Genomic DNA, 25387 nt, shown 5'->3' with positions numbered 1-25387 from the left:
AAGCGTCATCCACCCTACGCCCCAGGATTCACTGATGAACAAACGCCTGTATATCCAGGAAGTCGCCACCCGCGACGGCTTCCAGATCGAAGCGGACTTCGTGCCGACCGAAGCCAAGATCGCCCTGATCGACCGCCTCTCGCAAACCGGGCTGGCGAAGATCGAGGTCACCTCCTTCACCTCGCCCAAGGCCATTCCCAACCTGCGCGACGCCGAGGACGTGATGCGCGGCATCCGTCGCGTGGAGGGCGTCGAGTACACCGTGCTGGTGCCCAACGTGAAGGGCTGCGAGCGCGCCCTGGCCTGCGAAGTGGACGAGATCAACCTGGTAATGTCGGCCAGCGACACCCACGGCCTGGCCAACCTGCGCATGACGCCCGAACAGTCGCTGGTGCAGTTCCGCGAAATCATCGAAGTCACTCGCGGCAGTGGCGTGTTCATCAACGCCTCGCTATCGACCACCTTCGGCTGCCCCTTCGAGGGCGACCTGCCCGAGCGGCGCATCTATGAGCTGGTGCAGCGCCTGCTGGAGATCGGCGTGCAGGGCATCACCCTCTGCGACACCACCGGCATGGCCGACCCGGCGCAGGTCGAGCGTATCTGCCGCGAAGCGCTGAACAGCTGGCCACAGGCAGTATTCACCGCACACTTCCACAATACCCGCGGCATGGGCCTGGCCAACGCGCTGGCAGCGCTCAACGCCGGCATCGACCGCTTCGATGCCTCGCTCGGCGGACTCGGCGGCTGCCCCTACGCGCCAGGCGCCAGCGGCAATATCTGCACCGAAGATCTCGTGCATATGTTCCAGCGCATGGGCCTAGACACCGGCGTCGATCTCGACCGCCTGCTGCAATGCGCCGCTGACCTGCCGCAACTGGTTGGCCACGACGTGCCGGGCGCGGTACTCAAGGCCGGCAAGGCAGATCGCCGTTATCCGAAGCCGAAGTGGATGGAGGAAGCTGGCCTTTGACCGCGTGCGGAGCTCTACGGGATGGTGGCGCCGTGAGCGGCGGTTCAGCGGCAACAGGCACAACGCAAAGCCCGCCCTACGGCGGGAATGAGCAATGAGGTGGACCAGTGCTTGTGGTGAGAGGCGAGACTGCCGGAACAAACGCATCCTGCTGCGGAACGCTTGGTTAAGGGGCGGGCTTTAGCCGGTGCCAGTGAGCGAAGCGAACGATTTGAAGCATTTGTTAGAAAGCGCCTGCCTCATGAGTAATGGATAACCCAAGATCCCGAGCAGCCTGCTGGGACCACCGCCGTGAAAAGTGCTTTACAGCAATGGTCTGCACCGTCGGATACCTAGTGCGGATATATTCAACTGCATCGTTACCGTGCGCCACAACTAGCCTCGGCTTGAGCGCTTCAACCAAGAAATCGAATGCTCGCGAGTGCCTCATGCTACCAGCAAGATCCTTCGCGTCTTCCGTGGCCGATGCGTAGATGTTCGTCTCGAGAATATGGGTATCGCCCGCTGAGGATATGACCCACTCAAGGACTCGACGAGTATTGCTGATGGGGTTCCTACGGGTTTTGCCAGGTTTAAGCGGGCGTTTCGCTCGCTCGGCGAGATAGCTCTCAAACCAGGCACGCTTGTTGAAGCCGGCCTCGCAATCCCAGAACTCCCAAAAGTCTCTCTCACTAGCAGACGCCGGGTTCAGCCCGACGATGAAAACTCGACAATCAAGGGGCGAGCCATCGCAGACGAAAGGCCGCTGATCGGTTGGTCGACCGATGATAGTTTCGAGCCGTTGCTGGAACTCCGTGAGGTTTGGCATGGCGACCACTCCCTTTGCGCTACATATGCAAGTAATTCCGCCTCAACGGCCAAGAAATAATTCCAATGTTTTGGTGTTGTGGGCATTGAGACACCTAACGCCTAAATTTAAGCCGAACTGTGTAATGGAGCCAAACATAGGGCAAGATTTTTCTGCCCTATGTTGGTGGAAGGAAGCGGTTTCGGCTTGAACGCATTGTTAGGCCTTATCTCGGGCTTTCAATCGTTCAGCTATCTGTGCCCAAGACTCGCGTGCACCACGAAAGTTACAGCCGGGTGGAGCAACGGATTTGACCGCTAGAAAATTGAAGAACCCAAGTGCGACAAGTCGATTACGGGCCTTGTTACCCAGAGCTACAACGAGAGCATCTGGGACTAGCTCTAGCTGTTTCAGTAGATAGCGCTTGCCACATTCCTTTGCCACCTGACCTCTCACGTGCCCGCCTTCCTTAGCCGCAGAACACAGCACTGACTCAGTCATCCAGACCTTCCGGAGCTGCTCTTCGAGGGACAATTCTGGCCAGCACGAATCTAGAATGAAGGTTACGTTGCGATGAAAGAGATCTGTACCTGCAGCGAAAGAACGGTTCGCGAAATCGTAAGCTGATGCGAGGCCTTCGTGCGTTTCTCCAGGCTGAGGATCGCCTGGCTCCGCATACACCAATACGAGCTCAATCTCGGCAATAGTTCCAGTTGCACCGCGAAATCCTCGTGGTACATGGCCAGTCTTGGGGTCCCACCGCATATCAAAGCACGTATCAGAAAAGCCCGGGCATGGAGCATATGCCGGCTCCAATATTTTCTTGAGCTGCGAGTTGAGAGATATTTTCGACATGAGGCCTAACTATATTTAGATACCAAGTGATATATAAGACGCTGAACGGGATCGGTGCCTAACATTTCGCTCGCTTTTCCCTCCGAGCTTCTAGCTCGCGCTTCTCAGGGATGCCGGGTGTTTATACACCAGCTCCGGGAGGCATGTAATTGATGTGATCAAACCTTGCCTCGCCTGCGACCTTCCGCACACGCTCCACCATTGCCGCGTCGATGAGTTGTCGAGATCGCCGAACGTCTACCAGGCAAACGAAAGCTGGCCAGCACAAGCGGCAGGCCTAGCAGAGCCCTAGAAAAACCAACCACTGCAGGCCAGAGAAACGGTTAGGTCTCGCCGCCCGCAGCATCTAGCAACGGCTCAATCCCCCTGACAGAACTGCAGAATCGCCTCGGCTACTGCCTGTGGCGCTTCGCGCTGGGGGAAGTGGCCGACGCCTGGCAGCAACTGACGGTGGTATGGGCCGCTGAATAAGGCCTTACGCCCGGCCGAGGTTTCCGGTGCGTTGGAGGTATCGGCCTCGCCGTGCAGCACCAGCGTCGGCACGGCGAGCACCGGGGCCGGTTGCAGCAGCGCCTCGTCCGATGCATAGGCAGGATCGCCGTCGACGAAGCCCCAGCGGTGGCGATAGGAATGCAGGACCACGGCGGCCCAGTCCGGGTTGTCGAACGCCTTCAGCGCCTGGATGAAATCCGCCTCGGCGTACCAGCCGGCCGGTGACCAGGTATCCCACAGCAGCCGCGTGAAGGCCGCGCGATCCTCGACTACCGTCTGCTCGCCGCGCGGGGTGGCCATGTACCAGTGGTACCAGTAGTTGCGCGCCTGGCTGAGCGAGATGTGCTGGTTCGGGTCATTGGTGCCGTAGCCCACCGCGAGCATTACCAGTCGTGCGGCGGCGTGATGGCGCAGCCCGCAGGCATTGGCCACCGCCCGCGCGCCCCAGTCATGGCCGACCAGCACCGGCTGGTCGAGGCGCAATGCGTCGATGAAATCCAGCAGGTCGCGCCCCAGCGCGGCGAGCTGACCGCTGCGTGGGGTCAGCGCATCGCGAAAGCGTGTCTGGCCGAAGCCGCGCAGCGTCGGGCAGAGCACCCGGTAGCCCGCTGCGGCCAGGCGCTCGGCCACGGGCTCCCAGCCTTCGGGGCAATCCGGCCAGCCGTGCACGAGCACGGCCACCTGCTGGCCGCGGGGGTTCCATTCGAGATAAGCGATATCCAGCACGGGTGTGCTGACCGTGGCGTAACGACTCATGCCGGCGTCTCCTCGCGCGCTCTGGTCGGTCAGCATAAGCCTGGTTTCAGGCATAAAAGAACGGGCCGGTCACATCGGACAGGCCCGTTCGTTCTCCACCGCTTGGTGCCTTTGGAGGCTCAGGAGCGGTTGGCCGCCTGCGCCGCTTCGATCAGCTCGGCACCGATATCACCCTCGAACTTCTTCCACACCGGCTGCATCGCCTCGCGCCATTTGGCGCGCTGCTCGGGGGACAATTCGATGATTTCGGTCTTGCCGGAGGCGGCGATGGCCTGGCGCGCCTGCTGGTTGAGGTCGTCGGCCTGACGGTTCACCTCGGCGGTGACCTCTTCCATGATCGTTTCCAGCTCGCCGCGCACGTCTTCCGGCAGACCGTTCCAGAACTGGGTGTTGGTGATCACCATGTAGTCGATCAGGCCGTGGTCGGAGGCGGTCATGTAGGGCTGTACCTCGTGCACTTTCTGGCTCTCGTAGTTCGACCAGGTGTTCTCGGTGCCGTTGACCACGCCGGTCTGCAGGCCCTGATAGACCTCGGCGAAGCTCATCTTGCGCGGGTTGGCGCGCACCGCCTTGAACTGCTCGTCGAGCACCGCGGAAGCCTGTACGCGGAACTTCAGGCCGCGCGCGTCCTTGGGTTCGCGCAGCGGCTTGTTGGCCGAGAGCTGCTTGGTGCCGTTGTGCCAATAGGCCAGGCCGGTGATGTTCTTGTCCTCCATCGCGGTCAGCAGTGCCCGGCCCTGCGGGCTGCTCTGGAAGCGGTCGGCAGCGGCCAGGTCGTCGAACAGGAACGGCAGATCGAATATCTGGATGGCCTTGGCGTAATGCTCGAACTTGGCCAGCGAAGGCGCCAGCATGTGCACATCACCCAGCAGCAGGGCCTCCATTTCCTTGCCGTCGCCGAACAGCGAGGAGTTCGGGTAGACCTCGACCTTCACCTTGCCGGGCAGGCGTTCCTCGGCGAGTTTCTTGAACAGCAGGGCGCCCTGCCCCTTCGGCGTGTTGTCCGCCACTACATGGGCGAACTTGATGGTCACGGGATCGGCATGCACCAGCCCGGCGACGGTGAAAGAAAGCGCGCAGGCGAGTGCCTTGAGCTTGTTACTCAGCATGGAAGTACCCTCTTGTTTTTGTCGGTTGGTACGTTTCGCAGGCAAGCGTTGCGGTCAGGGCACCGCTTGCCCGGCACGTTGCAGCAGGCGGCGGGCACGGCCGATGACGGGGGCGTCGACCATCTGTCCGTCCACCACGAATACCCCATCGCCGGAAGCTCCGGCGGCGAGGATGCGTTGTGCCCAGTCCAGTTCCGCGGCACTGGGCATCAGGGTTTCGTGCACCACGGCCACCTGGCTCGGGTGGATGCACAGCAGGCCGCCAAAGCCCATGTCTCGCGCATCGGCAGCGGCACGGGCGAGGCCTTCGAGGTTCTTGATGTCGGGGAAGACGCTGTCCAGCGGTGCTGCCAGCCCGGCCAATCGCGACTGCAGCAGCAGCGCATAGCGTGCCTGGTCAAGCATGCGCTCGGCGCCGGCGGTGCCGTTGGCCAGGCCGAGATCGAGGCCCAGGTCCAGCGCGCCGAAGGACAGCCGCTCGACACCCTGGCCGCCGGCAATTTCCGCCAGATTGGCCAGCCCGCGGGCACTTTCGACGATTGGCCAGACCGGCTTGCCGCAGCTGGCCGCCAGCGCAACCTGCACCGCGCTTTCGACCTTCGGCAGCAGCACGCCGGTGACACCGGCATGACGGGCACAGAGCGCCAGGTCCGCGGCCTGCTCGGCATGGGTTGGCGCGTTGATGCGCACCAGCAGGCGCGCCGCCGGGTTGGCAGCGAGGAAGGCATCGAGGTTGCCCCTCGCCTCTGCCTTAAGGTTCTCCGCGACCGCATCCTCGAGGTCGACGATGACCGCGTCGGCGCCGCTCGCCAGCGCCTTGGGAATGCGCTCCGGACGGGTCGCCGGGACGAACAGCGCGCTACGGATGATCGATGAGTTCATGGGCTGGCTCCTGGGTGCGTTCATACCGCGCCCTGCTCATGCAAGCGCTGAATGTCGCCGGGGGCGTAGCCCAGCTCGGCCAGCAGGCTGTCGGTGTGCTGGCCCAAGGCGGGGATCGGATCCATGCGCGGGGCGAAGGCACTGTTGCGCCCCGGCGGCAGCAGCGCAGGCAGGCGACCGGCCGGGCTGTCCACCTCGCTCCAGCGCCGGCGGGCCTCCAGCTGCGGATGCGCCCAGACACCGGCCATGTCGTTGACATGCGCATTGGCGATGGGCGCAGCATCCAGCCGGGCGATCACCTCTTCGGCGCTCAGGTGGCTGAACGCCTCGACGATAAGTGCACGCAATTCGGTGCGATGCTCCGAACGCCGGGCGTTGCTCGAGAAGCGCTCGTCCTGCGCCAGTTCCGGCTGCAGCAGCACCTTGTCGCAGAACGCCAGCCACTCACGCTCGTTCTGCAGGCCGAGCATCACCGTGCCGCCGTCCCCGGTGGGGAACGGGCCGTAGGGGTAGATAGTGGCGTGGGCGGCGCCAGCACGCGGCGGCGGCGTCGCGCCCTTGTAGGCGTAATACAACGGATAGCCCATCCACTCCACCAGGCTTTCGAGCATGGAAACGTCGACGCGGCTGCCCTCGCCGGTCTTGTCGCGCAGCATCAGCGCCGAGAGCACGCCGGTGTAGGCGTACATGCCCGCGGCGATGTCGGCGATGGAGCAGCCGGCCTTGGCCATCTCGGTCTCACCTGGCCCGCCGGTGACGGAGAGAAAGCCGCCCTCGCTCTGGATCAGCAGGTCATAGGCCTTCTTCTGCTCGTAGGGGCCGCCCTCGCCGTAGCCGGAAATGTCGCAGACGATCAGCCGCGGAAAGCGCTCGTGCAGCGCCTCGAAGGACAACCCCATGCGCGCGGCGGCGCCCGGTGCCAGGTTCTGCACCAGCACGTCGGCCTTGGCCAAGAGCTGGTCGAGCACCTGGGCAGCGGCGTCCTGCTTCACGTCCAGGCTCAGGCTTTCCTTCGAGCGGTTGGTCCAGACGAAATGCGAGGCCAGCCCATCGACCCGCTCGTCGTAGCCGCGGGCGAAGTCGCCGGCACCGGGCCGCTCGATCTTGATCACCCGTGCGCCGAGGTCGGCCAGCTGGCGCGTGCAGAACGGCGCGGCGATGGCGTGCTCGAGGCTGACCACGGTGATGCCATCGAGTGGGCGGGGTTTGACTTGGGTGTCGTTCATGTTCGGTTCCTGCAAATTCGGCGTAGGGTGGAAAACGGCGAAGCCTTTTCCACGCGTCTGTTCAAGCCCCTGGGCACTCTGGCGCCCCTTTGGTGGATGAGGCTTCGCCGTCATCCACCCTACGGACCGTGCGCGCTTTTCGTAGGGTGGGCTTCAGCCCACCGGGGCAGCGTTCTGTGGTGGGCTGAAGCCCACCCTACGGTCACCTCAACATGTCTAAATTCCCGCTCTCGCGCAGGCGCCAGACCGTATCGATCAGCGCGCCCGCCTCGTCATCGCTGCGCGCCGCGGAGAACTGCACCAGGCGGCGGAACTTGTCCTCCAGCTCGGCGCGGCTCAGCGTGTTACCCGGGTCGCCCTTCGGCTCGTCGATGGCGCCGTGCAGCGTGCGGCCATCGGCGGTGGTCACTTCGACGCGACCGAGCCAGCGTGCCGGGTAGGCGCCGTCCACCTCGGGATCGAGCGTCATCGAGACCTTCTCGCGGAACTCGCCGACGCGCGGGTCGCTGAGCGCATGGCTGTGGAATTCGGTCAGGCCGGCCTTGCCGTACAGAGCGATCAGCCCCAGCACGGTGCCCATTGAGAACTTGGCTTGATGCACCGTCTGCGGCACCGTCACGCGGCCGAGCACGTCAATCGCGCCCTGGTGCACGCGGGTGGTGACCGAGGCGATGTCATCGGCCCCGAGCCCTTCGTGCTGCATCAGCGCCAGCAGCGCATCGGCGGCCGGATGGGTATGCCGGCAGGAGGCGTGAAACTTGAAGGAGGTTTCCGCCAGCGCCCAGCGACTGCCGAGCCGGTCGGACAGCGCACCCGGATTGGCATCGCTGGACATTCCGGCGGCCATGCCCTGCTCGCCTTCGAGGATGTTCTGTGCGCCGGTCAGGCCATCGGCTGTCAGATACGCGGCGAGCAGGCCATCGGCGGCGGCCTTGGCCGTGTGCAGCTGCTTGGAGTCCGCCGCGTCACGAAGAAACTCCCACAGCCCCGCGGCCTGGGTGCCGGCGCTGCCGAGCAGATGGGTGAACTGCTGCTGGTCGAAATCCATCAGCTTGCCGACGGCCACCGCCGCGGCCAGGGTGCCGACCGTCGCGGTGGTGTGGAAGATGCGGTAATGCGAGCGGCCGAGGAATTCGCCGATGCGGATACCCGCCTCGTAGCCGGCGACCGAGGCCACCAGAAGCTCGCGACCGGACTTGCCCAGATCCTGCGCCGCCGCCAGCGCGGCTGGAAACACCACCGTGGCCGGGTGCAGCACGGAGCTGTTGTGCAGGTCGTCCTGCTCCACCAGATGCGAGCTGGCGGCGTTCACCAGCGCGGCGAAATAGGCCGAGCTGCTCTGGCCGCTGACCAGAATGCGCGCCGGTCCTTCGGCCGGGCCCATCTTCTGCGCGTAACGCTCGAACAGCGGAATCGGATGCGAGCCGGCGCTGGCCAGGGCCGAGCCGAGCCAGTCGAGAAACAGATCCTCGGTGCGGGCCAGCACCGGCTCGGGGATCTGCTCGTAGGTGAGCCCGGCAAGGAATTCGGTCAGGGCACGGGTGTGCTGGCTCATGCGTTGGGCTCCAGCGGATGCTCTAACGGATTGGACAGTTCGATGAGGTTGTGGTCGGGGTCGCGCAGGTACACCGAGCGGATCGGTCCGGTCGCGCCGGTGCGCTGCACCGGTCCTTCGACGATGGCGGCGCCCTGCGCTTCTAGGTGCGCAATGACTCGATCCAATGGTGTGGCGACGATAAAGCAGAGGTCCGCCGAACCCGGCGTCGGCCGCTCGGCCTTGGGCTCGAATTCGCGCCCGACTTGGTGCAGGTTGATCTTCTGGTTGCCGAAGGTCAGCGCCTTGCGCCCTTCGCCGAAGGTCACCGCCTGCATGCCGAGCACGCGGGTGTAGAAGTCGATCGTTGCCTCGAGGTCAGCGACGGTCAGCACCAGGTGGTCGAGATGGCTGATATTCATGACGCACTTCCCTTTTTCGTAGGGATGGAAATCGCGAAGCATTTCCACCACCCGTGTCGCCTGTTCGATATGCGTGGAAAAGGCTTCGCCGTTTCCATCCTACGTCTGGCTCCGTTAGAACGAACGCGGCAGCTCGAGCAAGTGCTCGGCCACGTACGACAGGATCAGGTTGGTGGAGATCGGCGCTACCTGATACAGCCGCGTCTCGCGGAACTTGCGTTCGACGTCGTATTCGTTGGCGAAGCCGAAGCCGCCGTGGGTCTGCAGGCAGGCATTGGCCGCCTCCCAGCTGGCCTTCGCTGCCAGGTACTTGGCCATGTTGGCGGCCGCCCCGGCATTGCGACCGGCGTCGTATTCCTCGCAGGCGCGCCAGCGCATCAGGTCGGCGGCCTCGATCTCGATATGCGCTTCGGCGATGGGAAACTGCACGCCCTGGTTCTGCCCGATGGGCCGGCCGAATACCACGCGATCGCGGGCGTACTGCGCGGACTTCTCGACAAACCAGCGGCCATCGCCGATGCACTCGGCGGCGATCAGCGTGCGCTCGGCATTCAGGCCGTCAAGGATGTAGCGAAAGCCCTTGCCCTCCTCGCCAATCAGGCTGCTGGCGGGAATCTCCAGGTTGTCGAAGAACAGCTCGTTGGTCTCGTGGTTGACCATGTTGGCGATCGGCTGCACGGTCAGGCCGTTGCCGATGGCCTCGCGCAGGTCGACGAGAAAGATCGACATGCCCTCGGACTTGCGCTGCACCTCGGCCAGCGGCGTGGTGCGTGCCAGCAGAATCATCAGGTCGGAATGCTGGATGCGCGAGATCCACACCTTTTGCCCGTTGATGACGTACTTGTCGCCCTGGCGCACGGCGGTGGTCTTGATCTTGGTGGTGTCGGTTCCGGTGGTCGGCTCGGTGACGCCCATGGACTGCAGGCGCAGCTCGCCGCTCGCCAGCTTCGGCAGGTAGTAGCGTTTCTGCTCCTCGCTGCCGTTTCTGAGCAGCGTGAACATGTTGTACATCTGCCCATGAATGGTCCCGGAGTTGCCGCCGCAACGGTTGACCTCCTCGAGAATCACCGAAGCCTCGGCCAGACCCAGGCCGGAGCCGCCGTATTCTTCCGGAATCATCGCCGAGAGCCAGCCGGCCTCGGTCATGGCGGTGACGAAGGCTTCCGGGAAGCCCTTTTCCTCATCGATCCTGCGCCAGTATTCGGCGGGAAATTCGGCACAGAGGGCACGCACGCCTTCACGGATGAAATTGAGTTCTTCGGTCTTGTTCGGGTTCATCTCAGTTCCTCAGAAAACGGGCGATGTCGAGTGGCTTGCCTCTCCCCCTCACCCCAGCCCTCTCCCTCCGGGAGAGGGGGCTGCATTCGCGTATGGCTGGACTGCCTGGTAGCGCACTCAGCTTGAGGCTCACCAGACTTTCTTCCGCGGGACGACTATCACCTGCGCCCCTGACCACCCCGCAGATGCAGTCCCCTCGCCCCCTCGGGGAGAGGGTTAGGGTGAGGGGGCGGAGTCCCGCCATACACCTCAGTCGAATTCCACTTCGGCCTTCTGTGCCAAGCCGTTGTGATCGCCGGCCCAGAGTTCGGCCTTGCCCGGCGCCACGATGCGACCGCCGACCTCGAACGGCTGCGGCGCGATCAGCGGGCGCAGGCCGCGGTAGGCGAAGCGGCGCAGGCGGGCGTCGGGATTGGCGCGGCAAAAGGCGCGCAGGTTCAGCGTGGCGATCAGCGGGCCGTGAACGACCAGACCGGCATAGCCCTCGGCCTCGGTGACGTAGGGCCAGTCGTAATGGATGCGATGGCCGTTGAAGGTGACCGCCGAATAGCGGAACAGCAGCGTCGGTGTCGGCGTTACCGCCTCGCGCCAGCCACCGGCGACCATGGGTTCGCCATTGCTGGTCTTCGGCGGGCTCGGCTCGCGGTAGACGATGTCCTGCTCCTCGCGGATGGCCAGGCGGCCGTCCTGCAGGTAGTCGTGTTGCACGGTGACGAACAGCAACGCACCGGTGCGGCCATGCTTCTCCTCGATGTGCTTGATGGTCGATACCCGCCGGGCCTCGCCACCCGCTTCCAGCGGGCGGAAGAATTCGACGCGGCCACCGGCCCACATGCGGTTGCGGTTGTCCGCCGGCGGGAGGAAGCCACCGCGCGCCGGGTGGCCGTCCTCGCCCAGCCCGTTTTCGGCAATCGGGTCCTGGAAGAAGCACCATTGCCACAAAGGCGGCAGCGCTTCGCCATGGGCGGGAGTGCTTTCACCGAAGGTCGCGGCAATGCGCATCAGCAGGTTGCGGCTGAGCTGGTCGTGGACTTCTTCGCTGCGGCCAATCCAGGCAGAGGTATCGGTCATCGTCGGGTTCCGCTGTTGTCTTGTTTTGCCGCAGGATGCTACGAAGGCGGCGTTCCGAGAATTTGTATTTACCGACACCAGCGTTCGGCTAAGCTGAACGCCGTTCCAAGTACCGGTATCAAGCATGCATTTCGATCTGGCCGACCTGCGTCTGTTCATTCATATCGCCGAATCCCCCAGCCTGACCCAGGGCGCGCGTCGTGCCCATCTGTCGCCGGCAGCAGCCAGCGCGCGCATCAAAGCACTGGAAAGCCAGCTCGACAGCCGCCTGCTCTACCGCGACAGCCGCGGTGTCGAGCTGACGCCGGCCGGCCACAAGCTGCTGCAGCACGCACGGCTGATCATGCGCCAGGTCGATTATCTGAAAAGTGAGTTCACCGAGTACGGCACCGATTCGGCCGGTCACATCCGCATTTTCGCCAACACCACCGCGGTTACCGAATTCCTACCGGAGGTGCTGGCCGGTTTTCTCGCCGAGCGCCCCGGCGTCACGGTGGACCTGCAGGAAAGGCTGAGCCGCGACATCGTCCGTGGCGTGCTCGACGGCAGTACCGACATGGGCATCATCGCCGGGCCGGTACGCGCCGAGGGACTGCAGGTGCTGCACTTCAGCACCGACCGCCTGCTGCTCGCCGTGCCGATCGGCCATCCGCTGGCGGGCGAGCGACAGGTCACGCTGCGCCAGACGCTGGCCTGCCAGCACATCGGCCTGCATGAGGGCAGCACGCTGCTGACCTTTTTGCGCGATCAGGTGGAAAAACTCGGTGGTCAGCTATCGCTGCGCATCCAGGTCTCCAGCTTCGAAGCGGTGTGCCGGATGATCGAGGCCGGTGTGGGCATCGGCATCATTCCCGAATCCGCGGCAAGGCGGCACAGCCGCACCATGCAGCTTGCGCTGGTGGCACTGGACGAGCCCTGGGCGGTACGCGAGCGCAGCATTCTGGTGCGCGAACTGGACGCGCTGCCCGGTAGCGTTCGTGCACTAATCGCAACCCTGGTGCCCGCCCAGCCCTGAAATCCCGGCGGCGCTCGAACAATTGTTCGCCTGTACTGCCGAAAGCGGTACGCACCGCAAACCGGACGCCCCGCATGGCCTCGAACAACCGGCTGTTTCGCCTCTACCAGCGCATCGTCAGCAGCATCGCCTTCTACCCCGCGCTGATCACCCTCGGCCTGGTGCTGCTCTGCGCCATCAGCATCTGGCTGGAGATGACCTACCTGCAGGTCTACAAGGAGGACATCAAACTTGGCCTGGTCAACAACGCCGAAAATGCCCGCCTAATCCTCGGCACCCTGGTTGGCGGCATCGTCTCGCTGATGGTGTTCAGTTTCAGCATGGTGATGGTAGTGCTCAACGCGGCGTCCTCGACACTCTCGCCGCGCGTCATCCCGAGCCTGATCAGCAGCCGCAACCACCAGTTCATACTCGGAATCTACCTGGGCACCATCATCGACTCGCTGCTGCTGATCCTGACTATTCAGGAAGGCGACGACATCAACATCCCGAGCCTCGGCATCTTTCTCGCGCTGGGGCTGGGGATCGTCAGCCTGTGCCTGTTCATTACTTTCATACGCGGTATCTCGCAATCGATTCAGGTCGATTACATCCTCAACAGCCTGTTCAAGAAGACCCTGAAGGAACTGCAGGTGCAGCAAGGCAAGTTCGGTCAGTTCAGCGAACGCCAACAGTGGCCGGATGATCAGGGCTGGCCGGTTACCCGCTCGACCCGTGCTGGCTACTTCAAGGCCTTCAACAGTGAGGCGGCCAAGGCGCTGCTGAAGAAGCACGGCCTGCGCATGACCATTGAGGTGCACAACGGCTTTTTCGTGATGCCTGGTCACCCACTGTTCAGGCTTAGCCGCCAGGTCGATGGAGAAGTGACCGAGACGCTACTCGATGCCTTCGACTTCTATGTCGAGGAGTACGCGAATCAGCATTATTTCTTTGGTTTCAAGCAGATATCCGAGATCGCCAGCAAGGCACTAAGCCCAGGCATCAATGACCCGGGCACGGCGATCAAGGCGATCGACATGCTTGGTGTGCTGTTCGCCGAGCGCCTGAAGCTGCCGGATTTCGACGTTGCCAGCGAGCCCGACGAACCGCCGCGGCTGTACATTCGCGAGCTGGAGCTGCAACAGATGCTCCTGGCCGTACTGGGGCCGCCACGGCACTATGGCGGCGGCGATACCCAGGTCGTGCTCAGCCTGTTGCAGTGCTTCAAGAACCTCTTGTTCTGCGATCCTGAGCCCGAAACCGAAGCCGTTCTGCTGGCGCATGCGCAGGCAGTGCTCGACAAGGCGAAGGAAAGCATCGACCTGCGGCCGGACCGCGAGGCAATAGACGCTGCCGTGCAGCAGCTCAACGAGGCCATCTGTCGTACGTCAGCTAACTGGAGAATATAAGTCACTGGATAATCAATGACTTATGCATCTAGCATGAGATTTTCTGTGGCCGAAAACGTCAGCTATCGCGAGATTTTCATTGCGAAAATCATCTAAGTGGAGAATTTCCTGAAAGCCGTGTTGGCGGCGGCCACGCAGAGTCTGCCGGATGGACTTTCACTGAGCGAGAGTGGCCGCGCATTGACAATTTGTCAATACTGGCCAAATGAGGGATGTAGGCCGTTAGCCTTGATGTTAAGGGGCTCTAGAAGGATGGGATTGGCTCAGTCGAGCCAGGATGTGATGCCCTGCGGGCTGCAATGACTTCAGCGGCTTGTGAAGCGATTCAGCCAGGAATCTAGCTCTTCGGTACGGCTGTAAAGAACACCCTCAATTGCGGCCTCGAAAGAGGATTCAGCGAGGCTTGCCAATGGCCGACGAGCAGGAATCCCTGATATCTTCGACCACCGTTTTATTGAGATATGGCTGCTGAGCAGTCGACTGATCTCGCCACCCTGGAAACAAAGTTCACGTTTCCAGCCCAGTGGCTTGATCAGCCCGAGGGAGCAAGCCGTAGTGATTTCTTGCTTGTTCATCCCTGTGATGGCGATGGTTTCCAGTAGCGTGCATTGAGCAGTCTCCAGCGAAGCGAGATGCTTCGCCATCCAGGCCAACAGACCGTCAACTCCCACAAAGGCACCATCAAGCAAAGCTTTCCGATCTGACTTGGGACGGAATGGAATTTCTTTTAACAGGATGCCGGCCAGTACATGCCCCATATGGCCGCCATGCGCTGATGCGATTCGCGCAGCATGCACCATATCGATGACCTGGCCAGAAGCGACTGTCTCCAGCTGCTTAACCTGCTTGGCCAATGTAACTAGGTCAAAACGGGTATCCCGAATAGACCTTTGGCCGCTGAGTCCCCGGAGGGCAGATGACTCAAGTAAAGGCAGGATCTCGGTTGGCTGACACCCCAGGACTTGTGACAGCAACCGATGATCAACTAGCGCCAATGATGTTGCGTTCTCCGCTGCTGGCTCCTTGACCGACTGCCGCCCCGCAAGCCAATTCAAATCCCGAAGAGGCCAGGGCAGCGCCAGTTTTTCCACCAGCGAATAAATCGGCAGGTAAACGGCGAATGCGCCAATTACAGCTGTGGGCGATCTATGTACTCGACAAGTTTCGGCCCATGACTGCATCGCCGTTGACTCATTGAGCAGGGTGTATGCCTGATCCAGAAGCTGAGGCCAAGGCGCGATTTCAGTGGGCGGCCTCTCACGAGCAGACAGATCACTGTTCAACGGTACAAGGATGCATTGAAGGGCTAGTAGCAGATCCCGAATGACATGGTTGAGCCCATTCGAGTCGGATAAACGTGAACGAAGGTCTGAAGCATACGCCGGCAGCTGTACTGGCCTAGTAGAGTCTTTGAGGTCAGCCTTGCACGAAGGGCAACGGCATTCAAACAGCTCTTCTGACCACTCAAACTGGTCATTGCAGTGCGGGCAGGCATGAATCAACTCATGACGATGCTCATAGCAATGAGTGAATGGCAACTGACCAAAATATGCTGGGATCCGTTTTTTCTCCCGAAGGCAGGCCGTACAGATTCGGGGAACTCGAAGCTCAAGGTTTCGGTAAATTCGCGCGGAGTCATGTGCTGTAACTTTGGCGAGAATCTCATCTCGAACGACATAGCCACTCAGCTCTGCCGGACTCAGGCCTAACCATCCTGCCAACGCAGCCTGGGTATCAGGCGATTGATGGTTTTGTGCTTTGCTGCCACCAATTCTCAGGGTAGAAAACAGCTCCTTTACAGAGCTGCGCCCATTAGCCACAGCCAAGCGCAGTAGATAAGCGGAAAAATGCTCACCGGGTTCGGGGCGAAGGCGTACCGGCAGAAGTCGCAGCTCAGACATTTGCCCGCAACGCCAGGGCCCGTTCGACTTGAGGCAGGGACATCTTGAAAGGATTTTCTATTAAATCTGCGCAACTGCTGACGTCGAATGCCTCCGACAAATGAGTCATGCAGATCTGCTGATTCCCGTCAGTGCTTTCGAGAGCATGCTCAAGCACGTTGGCAATGAAACCATGGAGCCCGTTACTGGCGAGATAGAACCGCTTCAGCATCTCGTCACTGCTCAGGTTGATGCAAGGAACGCCAATGGTTTTCTGATATACAGCCATGAGGTTTTTCCAAGCATTTGATCCTAGAGCAGGGGGCTTAAGCTGGACAGAAGCGTTAAATCTACGAATCAGCTGATCTTCACTGTGCTTACCTTTGACGGTGTCATTCAAAATTCGATTGCCATGGGGAAGTCCGGCCAGGACAAAAGGAATTAGGCTTCGATCCATGATGCTTTTGATCATGTCAGCGGCTTCTTGCGTTCGCCGGTGGGTGTGCTCGGGGAGCACATGTTGAATTTCATCAATGATGATTAGCTGGACACCCAGTGATTTTGTCAGGCCGTAAAGGCGATTCAATAGTGACCTGGCCGTACCTTTCTGAGGCTCGGGATCGCCGCAAGCCTCAAGCAATCCACTGAGAATGTCATTTACAGTGACCCGCGACGGCAGTGAAATGTAGAGGATTGGACGCAGTGTTCTGTCTTCAAGCTCAGCATCTGGAAACGCCTTACGATATAAGTGAAGCAAAGTCGATTTACCAGCTCCGCTGGCGCCAAGCAGCATCATGCTTTTGGGCTTCAGGCCGGTAGTTTTATGGCACCGATTAATCGCTTGATACGCCAGGTCGAACTGCTGGTTTCGAATCGTTAGCTGCAAGAATGCTTCCGTGTGCAGCTTTCGGCGTGGGGCATTACTCGATGGTGATTGCATAGTCGTCATCCTCGTCAAAAATGGTTGAAACAGTACAAATGTTGTCTTTTGAGTATTCTTTGACGGGCGACTTCAGCAGTATTTCAAGATCGATAGGTGTCCCCGCTGAGTTAAGCGGTATGTCTGGCCCCTTACGGCGTGGCTTTTCAGGATCGCTATAGCCTTCATTGATGCCATCATCCCATATGGGCGATTCATCCTTCGTCGTGCGATAAACTCGCCCCACGCGAAGCTCTGAGAATGAAAGTCCCGAGGTCTTGCTCCCTAAGATATTTGGAACCTCCAGAAGTCGGTTTGTAAAAGGGTCTACAACGCTAATGGCACTGGCATCAAGCGGGTCGCGGTATGCAGTCACCTTGACTTCATCTTTTTTATGAGGCTTTTGGTTTCTTTGTAAGCGATGGTAAATTGCTTGAAGCTCGTCACTGTTGAAAACCTGATAGTCACAGGTAATTCCCTTCACATGAGCTAGGTTATGCTCTTCACGTAGCCCGCGCAGCAAGTTGTCATGTCCAATTTCATCGACCATTACTGGCGGGTATTTTCTGGCACTTTCACGCCAAACCTCGGCAGGGGTTCGGCCATTCAATCCAGAATGTGGCTGGTTGTGGTACTTGATAATGAACTCACTAAACAATTTCCTGAATTCAGAAAAAGTGTGTTTTGCAGAGGACTTTATGCTGGTGTCAGACTTGTATCTGTGATCAGGCTTCCCCAAATAGCCCTTGAGTCCCTGAAATAGACCTGTACGGGTCGTGCCAATGAATCGCTCCACGATGGGTTTGCCCCAACCCATTTTGGTACCGGTGCAATCCACTTCGACCCGCAAGTTATCAAAAAAACGCATGGTGTCAGCAGAGATGTATGCAACACCTTGGTCTATGACGACCCGCGCCGGTATTCCGCAAAATGGATATAGAGGGTCATTCTTTTGTGAAATAGCATAGCGAAGCGTATGAATTACACAGGCGGATGACTCTCGCGGCCTTCCGACATGAATGGCGTAACCTAATACGACACGCGAATAGGCATCAACAACAAAATAGATGCTAGGCTTACCTATGAATTTTCCAAATATATTTTTCAATCCAACATTAAAATGCGCCGTATCAAGTTCTACACGTTGAAGTATTCTATCGATTTCAATTTTTGAATTTGTAGACCTGGCCTCATGCCGGGCTTCACTTTTCCCGTACCGACACTCAATTACGCCGATGCGCTCAAGCCCGCGAATTCTTCGCTCAAAGGTTGAGAGAGATGGACAGGGCGCAATGTACCCTCTAGCAGCGTACTTTGCAGAAAATATCAAATATACGCCATACATCGACGGCTTTTCTTCGGTGAGATATTCCTTTTTTATGACCCCATCCATTAGTTCGAACACTTCATCAGAGATGGAAGGGTTTCGAATCCTCTTTCCACCAAAAAGAACCTCAGCCATGTTCTCGTTAGCGGCAATCCATTTCTTATACAGCTTATGCAACTGGGAAATGCTCGGCGGATTACTGTCCGAGATAATATATGAAATGCGTGCTGTAACGAGCTCCCGAACACCTTTTGCGCAGGGCTTTGGCTCAAGCTTCAGCGCACTGCAATAAGCAGTCATGCGTGCAATTTCTTCATCCTGCTCTGTGCTGGTCTTTATGTGGCACGGATTGTAAGAAGGAGTCCTGAACAAATGAAGCTTCCCATCTGATCGTGCACGCTCCAGATCTTCTGGAGTGAAGCTCTCTACCTTTCCATCTTTAAATTTTATTACGGCAAGATCGCCATCAAAGAGACGAAGATTGCCGGTTCGCCCCTCATAAGAAAGCAAACAATCCACATATAGATTTTGCATAGCTACACCTTGATAAGTGCTGTTTGCTCGGTCAGGCGCAGAGCAAAGTCGAACCGAAATTCGCCATGAGCCAAAAGTGCAAATGGTGTTGTATCAGGCAATTCCAGGCGCTTTAGGTATTCTTTTAGCTCCGAGAAACTAATGTCTTGTGGCATTCCTTTCTTTATTTTTGACACTTCAGGCTGGCTGATAAAGACTCTCTTGTAAGGATAAAGCATATTCATATTGAAAATTGAATCGCCCAACCGGATGTCTTCATCTGTGACAATCTCTAGACCTGCACCACAAGCATCATTTATGTGTCGACGAATCCATGCCATTTTTTCTTGCAGGGCATCGTCGACGCGTTTAGCCATTTTAATCTCGCGGAACTGATAGCCACGGTCATCACTAAACTTGGCGAGTTGGTCTGGAGTGTATCTCGCAGGTTTTCCGTTAATTGCGGTATAGGCAAATGAAACGGGTTGCGCCTTGTAGGACTCAACCGCCTCATCAAACTCTAGGGTCAGTAGGGCATCCCTCTCCAGCAAGCTTTCACACCAGAACCTGGCCTGGTTCTTCACCGAGTAGAAATGCCGGATCGGCTTAGACCAGACACCCTTAGGTTTTTGCTTTGGTTTCAACTGCGCCACCACATGAATCAACGCGATGATGCTAATGCTATGGAATCTCGGATGCCTGTCAAGAGGAAAAATAGCATCATCGTGTTGATGTTGTTATGCCTGGCAGCTAGGATGAGTGATACGCACAAGAAGGAAGCGAGATGGTGACCCTCTCAGAAATCGCTGAAATCCGCGCAGGGCATGCGTTCCGCGGCGCTATCACGCCTGACTTTGAAGCGCACAGCCGGGTGATCCAGATCCGCGATGCTGATCAACAGAGTGGGGTGGATTGGGCAGGTTTGGAGCGCTGTACCATCACCGCTCGCAAAGAGCCGGACTGGTTACAAGCTGGAGACATCCTTTTCCAAGCACGTGGGCGCAAGAATTTCGCTGTGTGTCTGACTGAGGTGCCTTTCAGCAAGGTTGTCTGCACGCAACACTTCTTCGTTATCCGTGTACGTGACGAGCGGTTCAGTCCTGCTTTCATCGCATGGCAACTGAACCAGGTATGTGCTCAGCGTCACTTCGACCTGAACACACCAAACGTCAACACCCGGCACATCACGTTGCCGACCCTGAGTGCAACCCCTGTCGTGTTCGCTGAACGAGCAGTGCAGCAAGAGCTTCATCACCTGGTCACGCTCGCTAGAAGAGAGCAGCTTCTGTTCGAGTCTCTAATGAAAACCAGGCAGCAACAAATGGCGGCGGTCGCCAGTCAAGTCCTCGGGAAGGGAACGGTATGAGCAGGGTAGATCTCCTGGAGTCAATCACGGCCAGTCCGGACTACAGGACGCTTACAACGCACCTATTCCTTCTGATCTTGTGGAGTCCGAATGACCACGACTCGTCTGATGAGGAAGTGCCGGAATCCTTTGAAGAAGAATTCTTTTACCGTGCTGCTTGGCTAGTCGGCGAGACCTCGCCTTTGCTTGCCAATGCACTCCGCAAAAAGCTTGATATCTACAAGCTGGAGGCAGGCTCGCTAGCCGCTCACCATGAGTATTTCCGTGCGATTGCACACGGATTAGCTAAGGATGACTCGGTAAGACCAATGCTGCTGGAGATGCTCCTTCAATCGCTTGAAGCTGATGGCTCTTATGAAGGGACAAGGCCTTGCCCTGAGGAGCTAATCCAAGTGATCGCTGGCATAAGCCAGCAGTCTGGTGGGCGCTCTTACTACGACCCCCTCAGCGCGAATGGACGACTGCTTGCCGAACTCGTTTCCAACTCAAGCTCATCAGCTTGGGGGCTGGGCCAATCCTCTGCTGACGAAGATATCCTGCATGGGCTGCTACGCGCTTTCTTCCAGCACGATTCTCTGACATTCGAAAAGGCAGATGCCCTGAAGTCACCACCCAATGACGGAGTGGGGCTTCAATCTTTTGATGTGGTGGTTTCAGACCTGTCAGAAAGTGCTGACGTCTGGGCTACAGAGCTCGGTGCCGGAGATCCATTCGGGCGATTCAAATACGGTATTGCCCCGAAAGGGAAAGGGGAGTGGCCGCTCATACAGCACATGCTTGCGTGCATGCGGAAAGACCAAGGGGTGGCAATCGCTGTAGTGGATCTAGCGGCCCTGCTAAGGGCGGGCAAGGAAGCTGAAATCAGACGAGCGATCATGCAGAACAATTTGCTCGACGCTGTAGTCTATCTTCCGGCAAAGCTTTATCGCAGTGATGCGCGCTCGCTTGCGATTTTGGTCTTCAAGTCTTCGCGTCAAAGCAGTTCGGTGCTGCTCATAGATGCGAGCAAGCAGTACACATCTGAAAAGAGCCTCAACACGCTCACGGCTGAGGGTATTCAGCAGATTCAGAAACATTATTCCCGTCGTGAACCTGTTGAAGGTAATGCTGTTCTTCTGTCCATAGCTGATCTTGAAGCCACTGGCTTCGCGCTGAACCCAGGGCGATATTTCTCCGCCCGTGCTGATGAAGGACAGCATGATCTCGACGCCCTTAGCCGTGAGCATGAGTACCTCAAGCTTGAGCTTTGGCAGGTGGGGGGACAGATTGACGAATTGCTCAGTAGGCTAGCTGAGAAGGTCGCCCCATGAAAAACCAGCGCAAGATGGCCTTGCTGGCCGCTGCGATGATTGAAGACTATCCGGACGTGGTCTCTGGTTACGTCGTTGACGCACGGATCGAGTCCCTCCATCTGATGGGCAATGTGTTCAAGGCATTCGGCTATCGGAATGGCGAATCTCTGGTCAGCACAGAAATTATGCAGATCATGCTCTTTTCGCCAGATCGTTGGATGCTCAAAACTCGTGATGATGAGTTCTTCGTCATCGCATCCTTTGCACGCGGTGGTCGTCAGTCTATAGAAAACCTTGCTGAAAAATTTGAGGCAGCTCGGCTATCCCATTCGTTATGGCATGTTCATTAAGTGAAACGACTATGAGCGAGCTCGATTCATTGTCGAACCTGTTCAACGGGGACGGAGAGGTCATGACAGGTTCCCCAATGACCGACGAGCAGGCGCTCAATTTCATGCGCGACCTACGCCTGAACACCGAGTACTGCTTGGTCAGAGATTGGGTCTGGATTGACCTCATTGTCACGCCACTTCAGTTGGCAGAGCTTGAGAAAACAAGTCGAAAACCTGTGATCATCTTTGCGCATAAGGTCATCTACGACTCACAAAGGCGCTGGGACGTAGGCGACCTTGTGCGAACATCGCCGCTGCAAGAGTTCCGTGACGGCTGCCTGTTCCAGACGCTCAACTCAGTTTATGTGCTGCTCGGGGACGGTCAGAAAAAGCAGGCCGCACTGGAGACGGTTGGGCGAATAGTGTTCTGAATACCAGCCAACAGTCTCCAATCCAGGTAACGCCTGATAGCCTCAGGATACGTCGTGATTTTATTAACAAATTTGTTAATGCTTTCCTTACCAGTAACCTGCTTCGATTGATGCCTGGTCGGCTTTTTCAAGCCACGGTGGCCGCAGCTCGACGCTTGTAGCGAACCAGTGGATGGTTGTTGATCCGCTTCATCTCGAACAAGTCGATGGCAGCGAACAGATCTACCAGCCGTGGATATCCATAGTTGCGTGAGTCAAAGACAGATAACTCTCAGCTAGTGGGCCTCACAGGCTGTAGCCGCGACCCGGTGAGTCACGGCTACAGCCTTGAGCAATCAGTTCCCGCCGCTGGACGAGCGGCGGGTTGCCGGAGACTGCGTGGCAGTCGGCTTCTTCTTCGCGGCGTCGCACTGCTCTTTCAGCTTCTTCACTTCGGGATAAGCCACATCGCTGATGTACCGCTTGGTATCAGCCAATTGCTCGCATGTCTTCGGCATCGCTTTCTCGTCGTCATCATGCCCACCGGGATGGGCCATCACGAACGGCGAAGCGAGCAACGTGCGAGCCAGGGCGGCAATCAAAAATGGACGAATCTTCATTTCACTATCTCCTGGGGTGAGGCCCTGCATACAAGGCAGGGCGGGAAACTTCGGCCGCCCGTTACGCGCACGGCGCAGCAAGACGGCGGGAGTGCATAGGACGGCAAGCGCGACCCGGAGATGCACCAGACCAAGAAGGGCAACCAGTACTACTTCGGCAGTGCGACCTGAAAGTCGCATGGGTTTCTGTTCCGCAGGTTAACGCCCGACGGAACCGACTGTTCCACCACTCGTTCCCTACCCAGACAGGCGTGGCCGGCAACAGCCGGGTCTGAAGCTCTGGGGACAATGTAACCGCCGATATTTCGGTAGGTCGAACCGCGAGGCCAGACTGAATCTGCCAGCATCAAGGCGGAGAGGTGCTAGGGATGAACGGGTACGGCTAACACAAGTGAATCTCATATAAACGTCGTCATAGTAGCCAAGCCAAAGATGCTGACAGGCTTGAACCAAAAGGTGCGCGGCCAGGCAGGGGCTCTTACCGATAGCCCCTCGTGGATGTGGTGCCGCCGGCGAAATCGAGGAGCCCGACCCGTTCGGAAATCCATGCGGAACAGGGTAAGCCCGTAGCGTTGCCGATTTCGGCAGGTGAGCTGTAAAGCAAGCTGTTGATGCTGCGGGTAAAGGAATGTGGAAAAAGCGAAGGTCACCCTGTAATGGGGTGAATACAGATTGAAACATCATCTGGCGCGAAAGCGAGCAGACTTCCACACGGTCTTCCATGGCGAGAAAACCTGATCAATCGTTGTACGGAGGAAAGCAGATGGCAGTGTTCGCACCCAATGCGCAAGCAACGGCGAGCATTGGTGCGCCTTCGAACTTCATATCGGCCTGGCCCCAACACTGGAACCAGATCGAGTCGCAAGTGAAACGACTCCAGGTACGTATCGCCAAGGCAACACGAGAAGGCAGGTGGGGCAAGGTGCAAGCCTTGCAACGACTGCTGACTCGCTCGTTCAGCGGCAAACTGTTGGCCGTGAAACGAGTGACGGAAAACAGAGGCAAGAGAACACCGGGCGTTGATGGCAAGATCTGGTCGACTCCGGTGGCTAAATCGACGGGAGCACAAGCGTTACAGCATCGGGGCTATCGGCCTCAACCGCTGAGACGCATCTACATACCCAAAAGCAATGGCAAGAAGCGTCCGCTGGGAATTCCAACGATGCGGGATCGTGCGATGCAGGCGCTGTGGAAACTGGCACTTGAGCCGGTTGCCGAAACGCGTGCAGACCCCAACTCCTATGGATTTCGGCCGCAGCGATCCACTGCCGATGCAATCGCACATTGCTTCAATGCACTGGCGAAACGTGGTTCGGCGCATTGGGTACTGGAAGCTGACATTCGAGGCTGTTTCGACAATATCAGTCACGATTGGCTGCTCACCAACGTGCCCATGGATAAGGTGGTTCTGCGCAAATGGCTTCGAGCGGGGTATGTCGATCAGGGAGCCTTGTTCGCAACGGAGGCAGGAACCCCGCAAGGGGGAATCATCTCTCCGGTACTTGCGAATTGGACGCTGGATGGCCTGGAAGATGTCGTCCATGCAAGCGTGGCTTCGACAGCGCGCAAGCGTAAGCCATTCAAGATACACGTCGTACGATATGCCGATGACTTCATCATCACAGGGGCCACGAAAGCTGTTTTGCAACATCAGGTTCGTCCTGCAATTGAGGCGTTCCTGAAAGAGCGAGGCTTGGAACTCTCTGATGAAAAGACTCAGATAACGCATATCTCGCAAGGCTTCGATTTTCTGGGCCAGAACGTACGCAAGTACGCCGGCAAGCTACTCATCACTCCGGCTCGCAAGAGTGTGAAGGCATTGCTGGATAAGGTGCGGGAAATCGCGAACGCAAACAAGACGGCGACTCAAGCTAACTTGATCTTGACCCTGAACCCGGTGATCCGAGGATGGGCCATGTATCATCGCCATGTTGTCGCCGCCAAGCGTTTCGCATGGATCGACCATCAGATTTGGCAAGTGTTATGGCGCTGGGCAGTTCGCCGGCACGCCATGAAAAGTGCCCATTGGGTAAAACAACGCTACTTTCGTGTCGTGGGTCAACGGCACTGGGTTTTCGCCACCCAGGAGAAAGCGCGCGGCATGAGTCAACCCGCTTGGCTGTATGCCGCCGCCAGTGTTTCGATCGTGCGGCATATCAAAATATGCAGTGCAGCGAACCCGTTCGATCCGGCATGGACGTTTTACCTTGAGCGCCGAAGAGCGCATCGTCAGGTTACCCAGTCTCACTCAGGCTGCTGGAAGGCTTGAGCCGTATGAGGGGTGACTCTCAAGTACGGTTCTTAGGGGAGGCAGGAGTGGTAACACTCCTGCTTTACCCGACTGAAGGCGCACATCGGCGTGGATGATGAGTCGGGGCTGGTACACAGCGTGGTAGGCACGGCAGCCAACGTGGCGGATATCACCCAGGTCGACAAACTGCTGCACGGTGACGAGAACGTCGTCTGCGCGGATGCCGGCTACACCGGCGTCGAAAAGCGCCCCGAACATGCTGGCCACGAAGTGATCTGGCAGGTCGCAGCACGCCGCAGCACCTACAAGAAGCTCGATAAGCGCAGTGCCCTGTACAAAGCCAAGCGCAAGATCGAGAAGGCCAAGGCACAAGTGCGAGCGAAGGTCGAGCATCCGTTTCGAGTGATCAAGCGCCAGTTCGGTTACGTGAAGGTGCGCTTCCGTGGCCTGGCCAAGAACACCGCTCAGCTGGTGACGCTGTTCGCGCTGTCGAACCTATGGATGGCGCGCCGACATTTGCTGACTACCGCAGGAGAGGTGCGCCTGTAATGCGGAAAATGGCTGCTGCGAGGTGCTCGCGGCGGCCAAAAACGGAGAACTGAGCGGGTTACCTGGTCGATTTTGATCGACGGCCCGCTTTCAAAAGCAGCGAGGGCTGAAGTCGACCGGAAATACAGGGCTACTTCAGACCT

Annotated in this window: 23 protein-coding genes and 1 pseudogene; 9 read left to right on the top strand and 15 right to left on the bottom strand. The window is 58.6% G+C overall.

Annotation, left to right across the window (positions count from 1 at the left end; all coding sequences use genetic code 11):
* The first annotated feature begins 34 nt into the window (after positions 1-34).
* Complete coding sequence (locus LW136_RS09810) at positions 35-970, top strand: hydroxymethylglutaryl-CoA lyase (protein ID WP_234175078.1); 936 nt, start codon at positions 35-37, stop codon at positions 968-970.
* Positions 971-1193: 223 nt separating this feature from the next.
* On the opposite strand, the gene LW136_RS09805 is transcribed toward LW136_RS09810, so the two are convergent.
* The 9 genes from LW136_RS09805 to LW136_RS09765 form a co-directional block, all read right to left on the bottom strand.
* Positions 1194-1778 carry a hypothetical protein gene (locus LW136_RS09805; RefSeq protein WP_234175077.1) on the bottom strand — a complete coding sequence of 195 codons (585 nt, stop codon included), beginning with the start codon at positions 1776-1778 and terminating at the stop codon, positions 1194-1196.
* A gap of 1191 nt (positions 1779-2969) precedes the next feature.
* On the bottom strand, positions 2970-3860 hold the full coding sequence (locus LW136_RS09800; protein WP_234175076.1) for an alpha/beta fold hydrolase: 891 nt from the start codon (positions 3858-3860) through the stop codon (positions 2970-2972).
* Positions 3861-3979: 119 nt separating this feature from the next.
* Positions 3980-4969, bottom strand: coding sequence for a TRAP transporter substrate-binding protein (locus LW136_RS09795; protein WP_234175075.1), 990 nt, complete (start codon positions 4967-4969; stop codon positions 3980-3982).
* A 54-nt stretch (positions 4970-5023) separates the two neighbouring features.
* Positions 5024-5851 carry an HpcH/HpaI aldolase/citrate lyase family protein gene (locus LW136_RS09790; RefSeq protein WP_234175074.1) on the bottom strand — a complete coding sequence of 276 codons (828 nt, stop codon included), beginning with the start codon at positions 5849-5851 and terminating at the stop codon, positions 5024-5026.
* Between the two features lie 20 nt (positions 5852-5871).
* The gene (locus LW136_RS09785; RefSeq protein WP_234175073.1) at positions 5872-7077 is read right to left on the bottom strand and encodes a CaiB/BaiF CoA transferase family protein; all 1206 of its coding nucleotides are present in this window, start codon (positions 7075-7077) and stop codon (positions 5872-5874) included.
* Between the two features lie 202 nt (positions 7078-7279).
* Entirely contained in the window at positions 7280-8632 is a 1353-nt protein-coding gene (locus LW136_RS09780) for an MmgE/PrpD family protein (RefSeq protein ID WP_234175072.1), read from the bottom strand.
* Positions 8629-9033 carry a VOC family protein gene (locus LW136_RS09775; RefSeq protein WP_234175071.1) on the bottom strand — a complete coding sequence of 135 codons (405 nt, stop codon included), beginning with the start codon at positions 9031-9033 and terminating at the stop codon, positions 8629-8631. Before LW136_RS09775 ends, LW136_RS09780 begins: the two co-directional genes overlap by 4 nt.
* A gap of 114 nt (positions 9034-9147) precedes the next feature.
* Entirely contained in the window at positions 9148-10311 is a 1164-nt protein-coding gene (locus LW136_RS09770) for an acyl-CoA dehydrogenase family protein (protein WP_234175070.1), read from the bottom strand.
* Between the two features lie 249 nt (positions 10312-10560).
* The gene (locus LW136_RS09765; RefSeq protein WP_234175069.1) at positions 10561-11382 is read right to left on the bottom strand and encodes an HTD2 family dehydratase; all 822 of its coding nucleotides are present in this window, start codon (positions 11380-11382) and stop codon (positions 10561-10563) included.
* Positions 11383-11506: 124 nt separating this feature from the next.
* Here LW136_RS09765 and LW136_RS09760 point away from each other — a divergent pair, with 124 nt between their 5' ends.
* Positions 11507-12397, top strand: coding sequence for a LysR family transcriptional regulator (locus tag LW136_RS09760; RefSeq protein WP_234175068.1), 891 nt, complete (start codon positions 11507-11509; stop codon positions 12395-12397).
* Between the two features lie 74 nt (positions 12398-12471).
* Positions 12472-13785: a DUF2254 domain-containing protein gene (locus LW136_RS09755; protein WP_234175067.1), complete on the top strand. Its 1314-nt coding sequence runs from the start codon at positions 12472-12474 to the stop codon at positions 13783-13785.
* Positions 13786-14090: 305 nt separating this feature from the next.
* Here LW136_RS09755 and LW136_RS09750 read toward each other — a convergent pair whose 3' ends face one another.
* Genes LW136_RS09750 through LW136_RS09735 form a run of 4 tightly spaced genes read right to left on the bottom strand, consistent with a single transcriptional unit; the run spans position 14091 to position 19077 of the window.
* Positions 14091-15686 carry a TniQ family protein gene (locus LW136_RS09750; protein WP_234175066.1) on the bottom strand — a complete coding sequence of 532 codons (1596 nt, stop codon included), beginning with the start codon at positions 15684-15686 and terminating at the stop codon, positions 14091-14093.
* A complete protein-coding gene (locus LW136_RS09745; protein ID WP_234175065.1) occupies positions 15679-16605 on the bottom strand; it encodes a TniB family NTP-binding protein in 927 nt (308 codons plus the stop codon). The genes LW136_RS09750 and LW136_RS09745 overlap by 8 nt, the downstream gene beginning before the upstream one ends.
* The gene (locus LW136_RS09740) at positions 16586-18445 is read right to left on the bottom strand and encodes a hypothetical protein (RefSeq protein WP_234175064.1); all 1860 of its coding nucleotides are present in this window, start codon (positions 18443-18445) and stop codon (positions 16586-16588) included. The genes LW136_RS09745 and LW136_RS09740 overlap by 20 nt, the downstream gene beginning before the upstream one ends.
* Before the next feature lie 2 nt (positions 18446-18447).
* Positions 18448-19077 (bottom strand): TnsA endonuclease N-terminal domain-containing protein, encoded by a 630-nt coding sequence (locus LW136_RS09735; RefSeq protein WP_234175063.1) that lies wholly within the window; start codon positions 19075-19077, stop codon positions 18448-18450.
* Positions 19078-19208: 131 nt separating this feature from the next.
* Here LW136_RS09735 and LW136_RS09730 point away from each other — a divergent pair, with 131 nt between their 5' ends.
* From LW136_RS09730 to LW136_RS09715, 4 genes are read left to right on the top strand one after another with little or no spacing between them, the layout of a single operon-like run.
* The gene (locus LW136_RS09730) at positions 19209-19790 is read left to right on the top strand and encodes a restriction endonuclease subunit S domain-containing protein (protein WP_191122538.1); all 582 of its coding nucleotides are present in this window, start codon (positions 19209-19211) and stop codon (positions 19788-19790) included.
* Entirely contained in the window at positions 19787-21100 is a 1314-nt protein-coding gene (locus tag LW136_RS09725; RefSeq protein WP_234175062.1) for an N-6 DNA methylase, read from the top strand. Before LW136_RS09730 ends, LW136_RS09725 begins: the two co-directional genes overlap by 4 nt.
* Entirely contained in the window at positions 21097-21432 is a 336-nt protein-coding gene (locus LW136_RS09720; RefSeq protein WP_191122540.1) for a hypothetical protein, read from the top strand. Before LW136_RS09725 ends, LW136_RS09720 begins: the two co-directional genes overlap by 4 nt.
* Before the next feature lie 11 nt (positions 21433-21443).
* Positions 21444-21845, top strand: a complete 402-nt coding sequence (locus LW136_RS09715) for a DUF6957 family protein (RefSeq protein ID WP_191122541.1) — start codon at positions 21444-21446, stop codon at positions 21843-21845.
* Positions 21846-21972: 127 nt separating this feature from the next.
* Here LW136_RS09715 and LW136_RS22865 read toward each other — a convergent pair whose 3' ends face one another.
* Together LW136_RS22865 and LW136_RS09710 are read right to left on the bottom strand one after the other, a co-directional pair.
* Positions 21973-22065: a hypothetical protein gene (locus LW136_RS22865; protein WP_419586381.1), complete on the bottom strand. Its 93-nt coding sequence runs from the start codon at positions 22063-22065 to the stop codon at positions 21973-21975.
* Positions 22066-22180: 115 nt separating this feature from the next.
* Positions 22181-22444, bottom strand: coding sequence for a hypothetical protein (locus tag LW136_RS09710; RefSeq protein ID WP_191122542.1), 264 nt, complete (start codon positions 22442-22444; stop codon positions 22181-22183).
* Positions 22445-23207: 763 nt separating this feature from the next.
* Here LW136_RS09710 and ltrA point away from each other — a divergent pair.
* Positions 23208-24713: a group II intron reverse transcriptase/maturase gene (gene ltrA / locus LW136_RS09705; protein ID WP_011911882.1), complete on the top strand. Its 1506-nt coding sequence runs from the start codon at positions 23208-23210 to the stop codon at positions 24711-24713.
* 72 nt (positions 24714-24785) lie between these two features.
* Positions 24786-25244, top strand: a pseudogene (locus LW136_RS09700) (IS5 family transposase); the annotation flags it as partial.
* Positions 25245-25387 lie beyond the last annotated feature (143 nt).

The sequence above is a fragment of the Stutzerimonas kunmingensis genome, assembly GCF_021432085.1.
Classification (GTDB): domain Bacteria; phylum Pseudomonadota; class Gammaproteobacteria; order Pseudomonadales; family Pseudomonadaceae; genus Stutzerimonas.
This window is presented reverse-complemented; position numbering and strand designations above follow the sequence as displayed.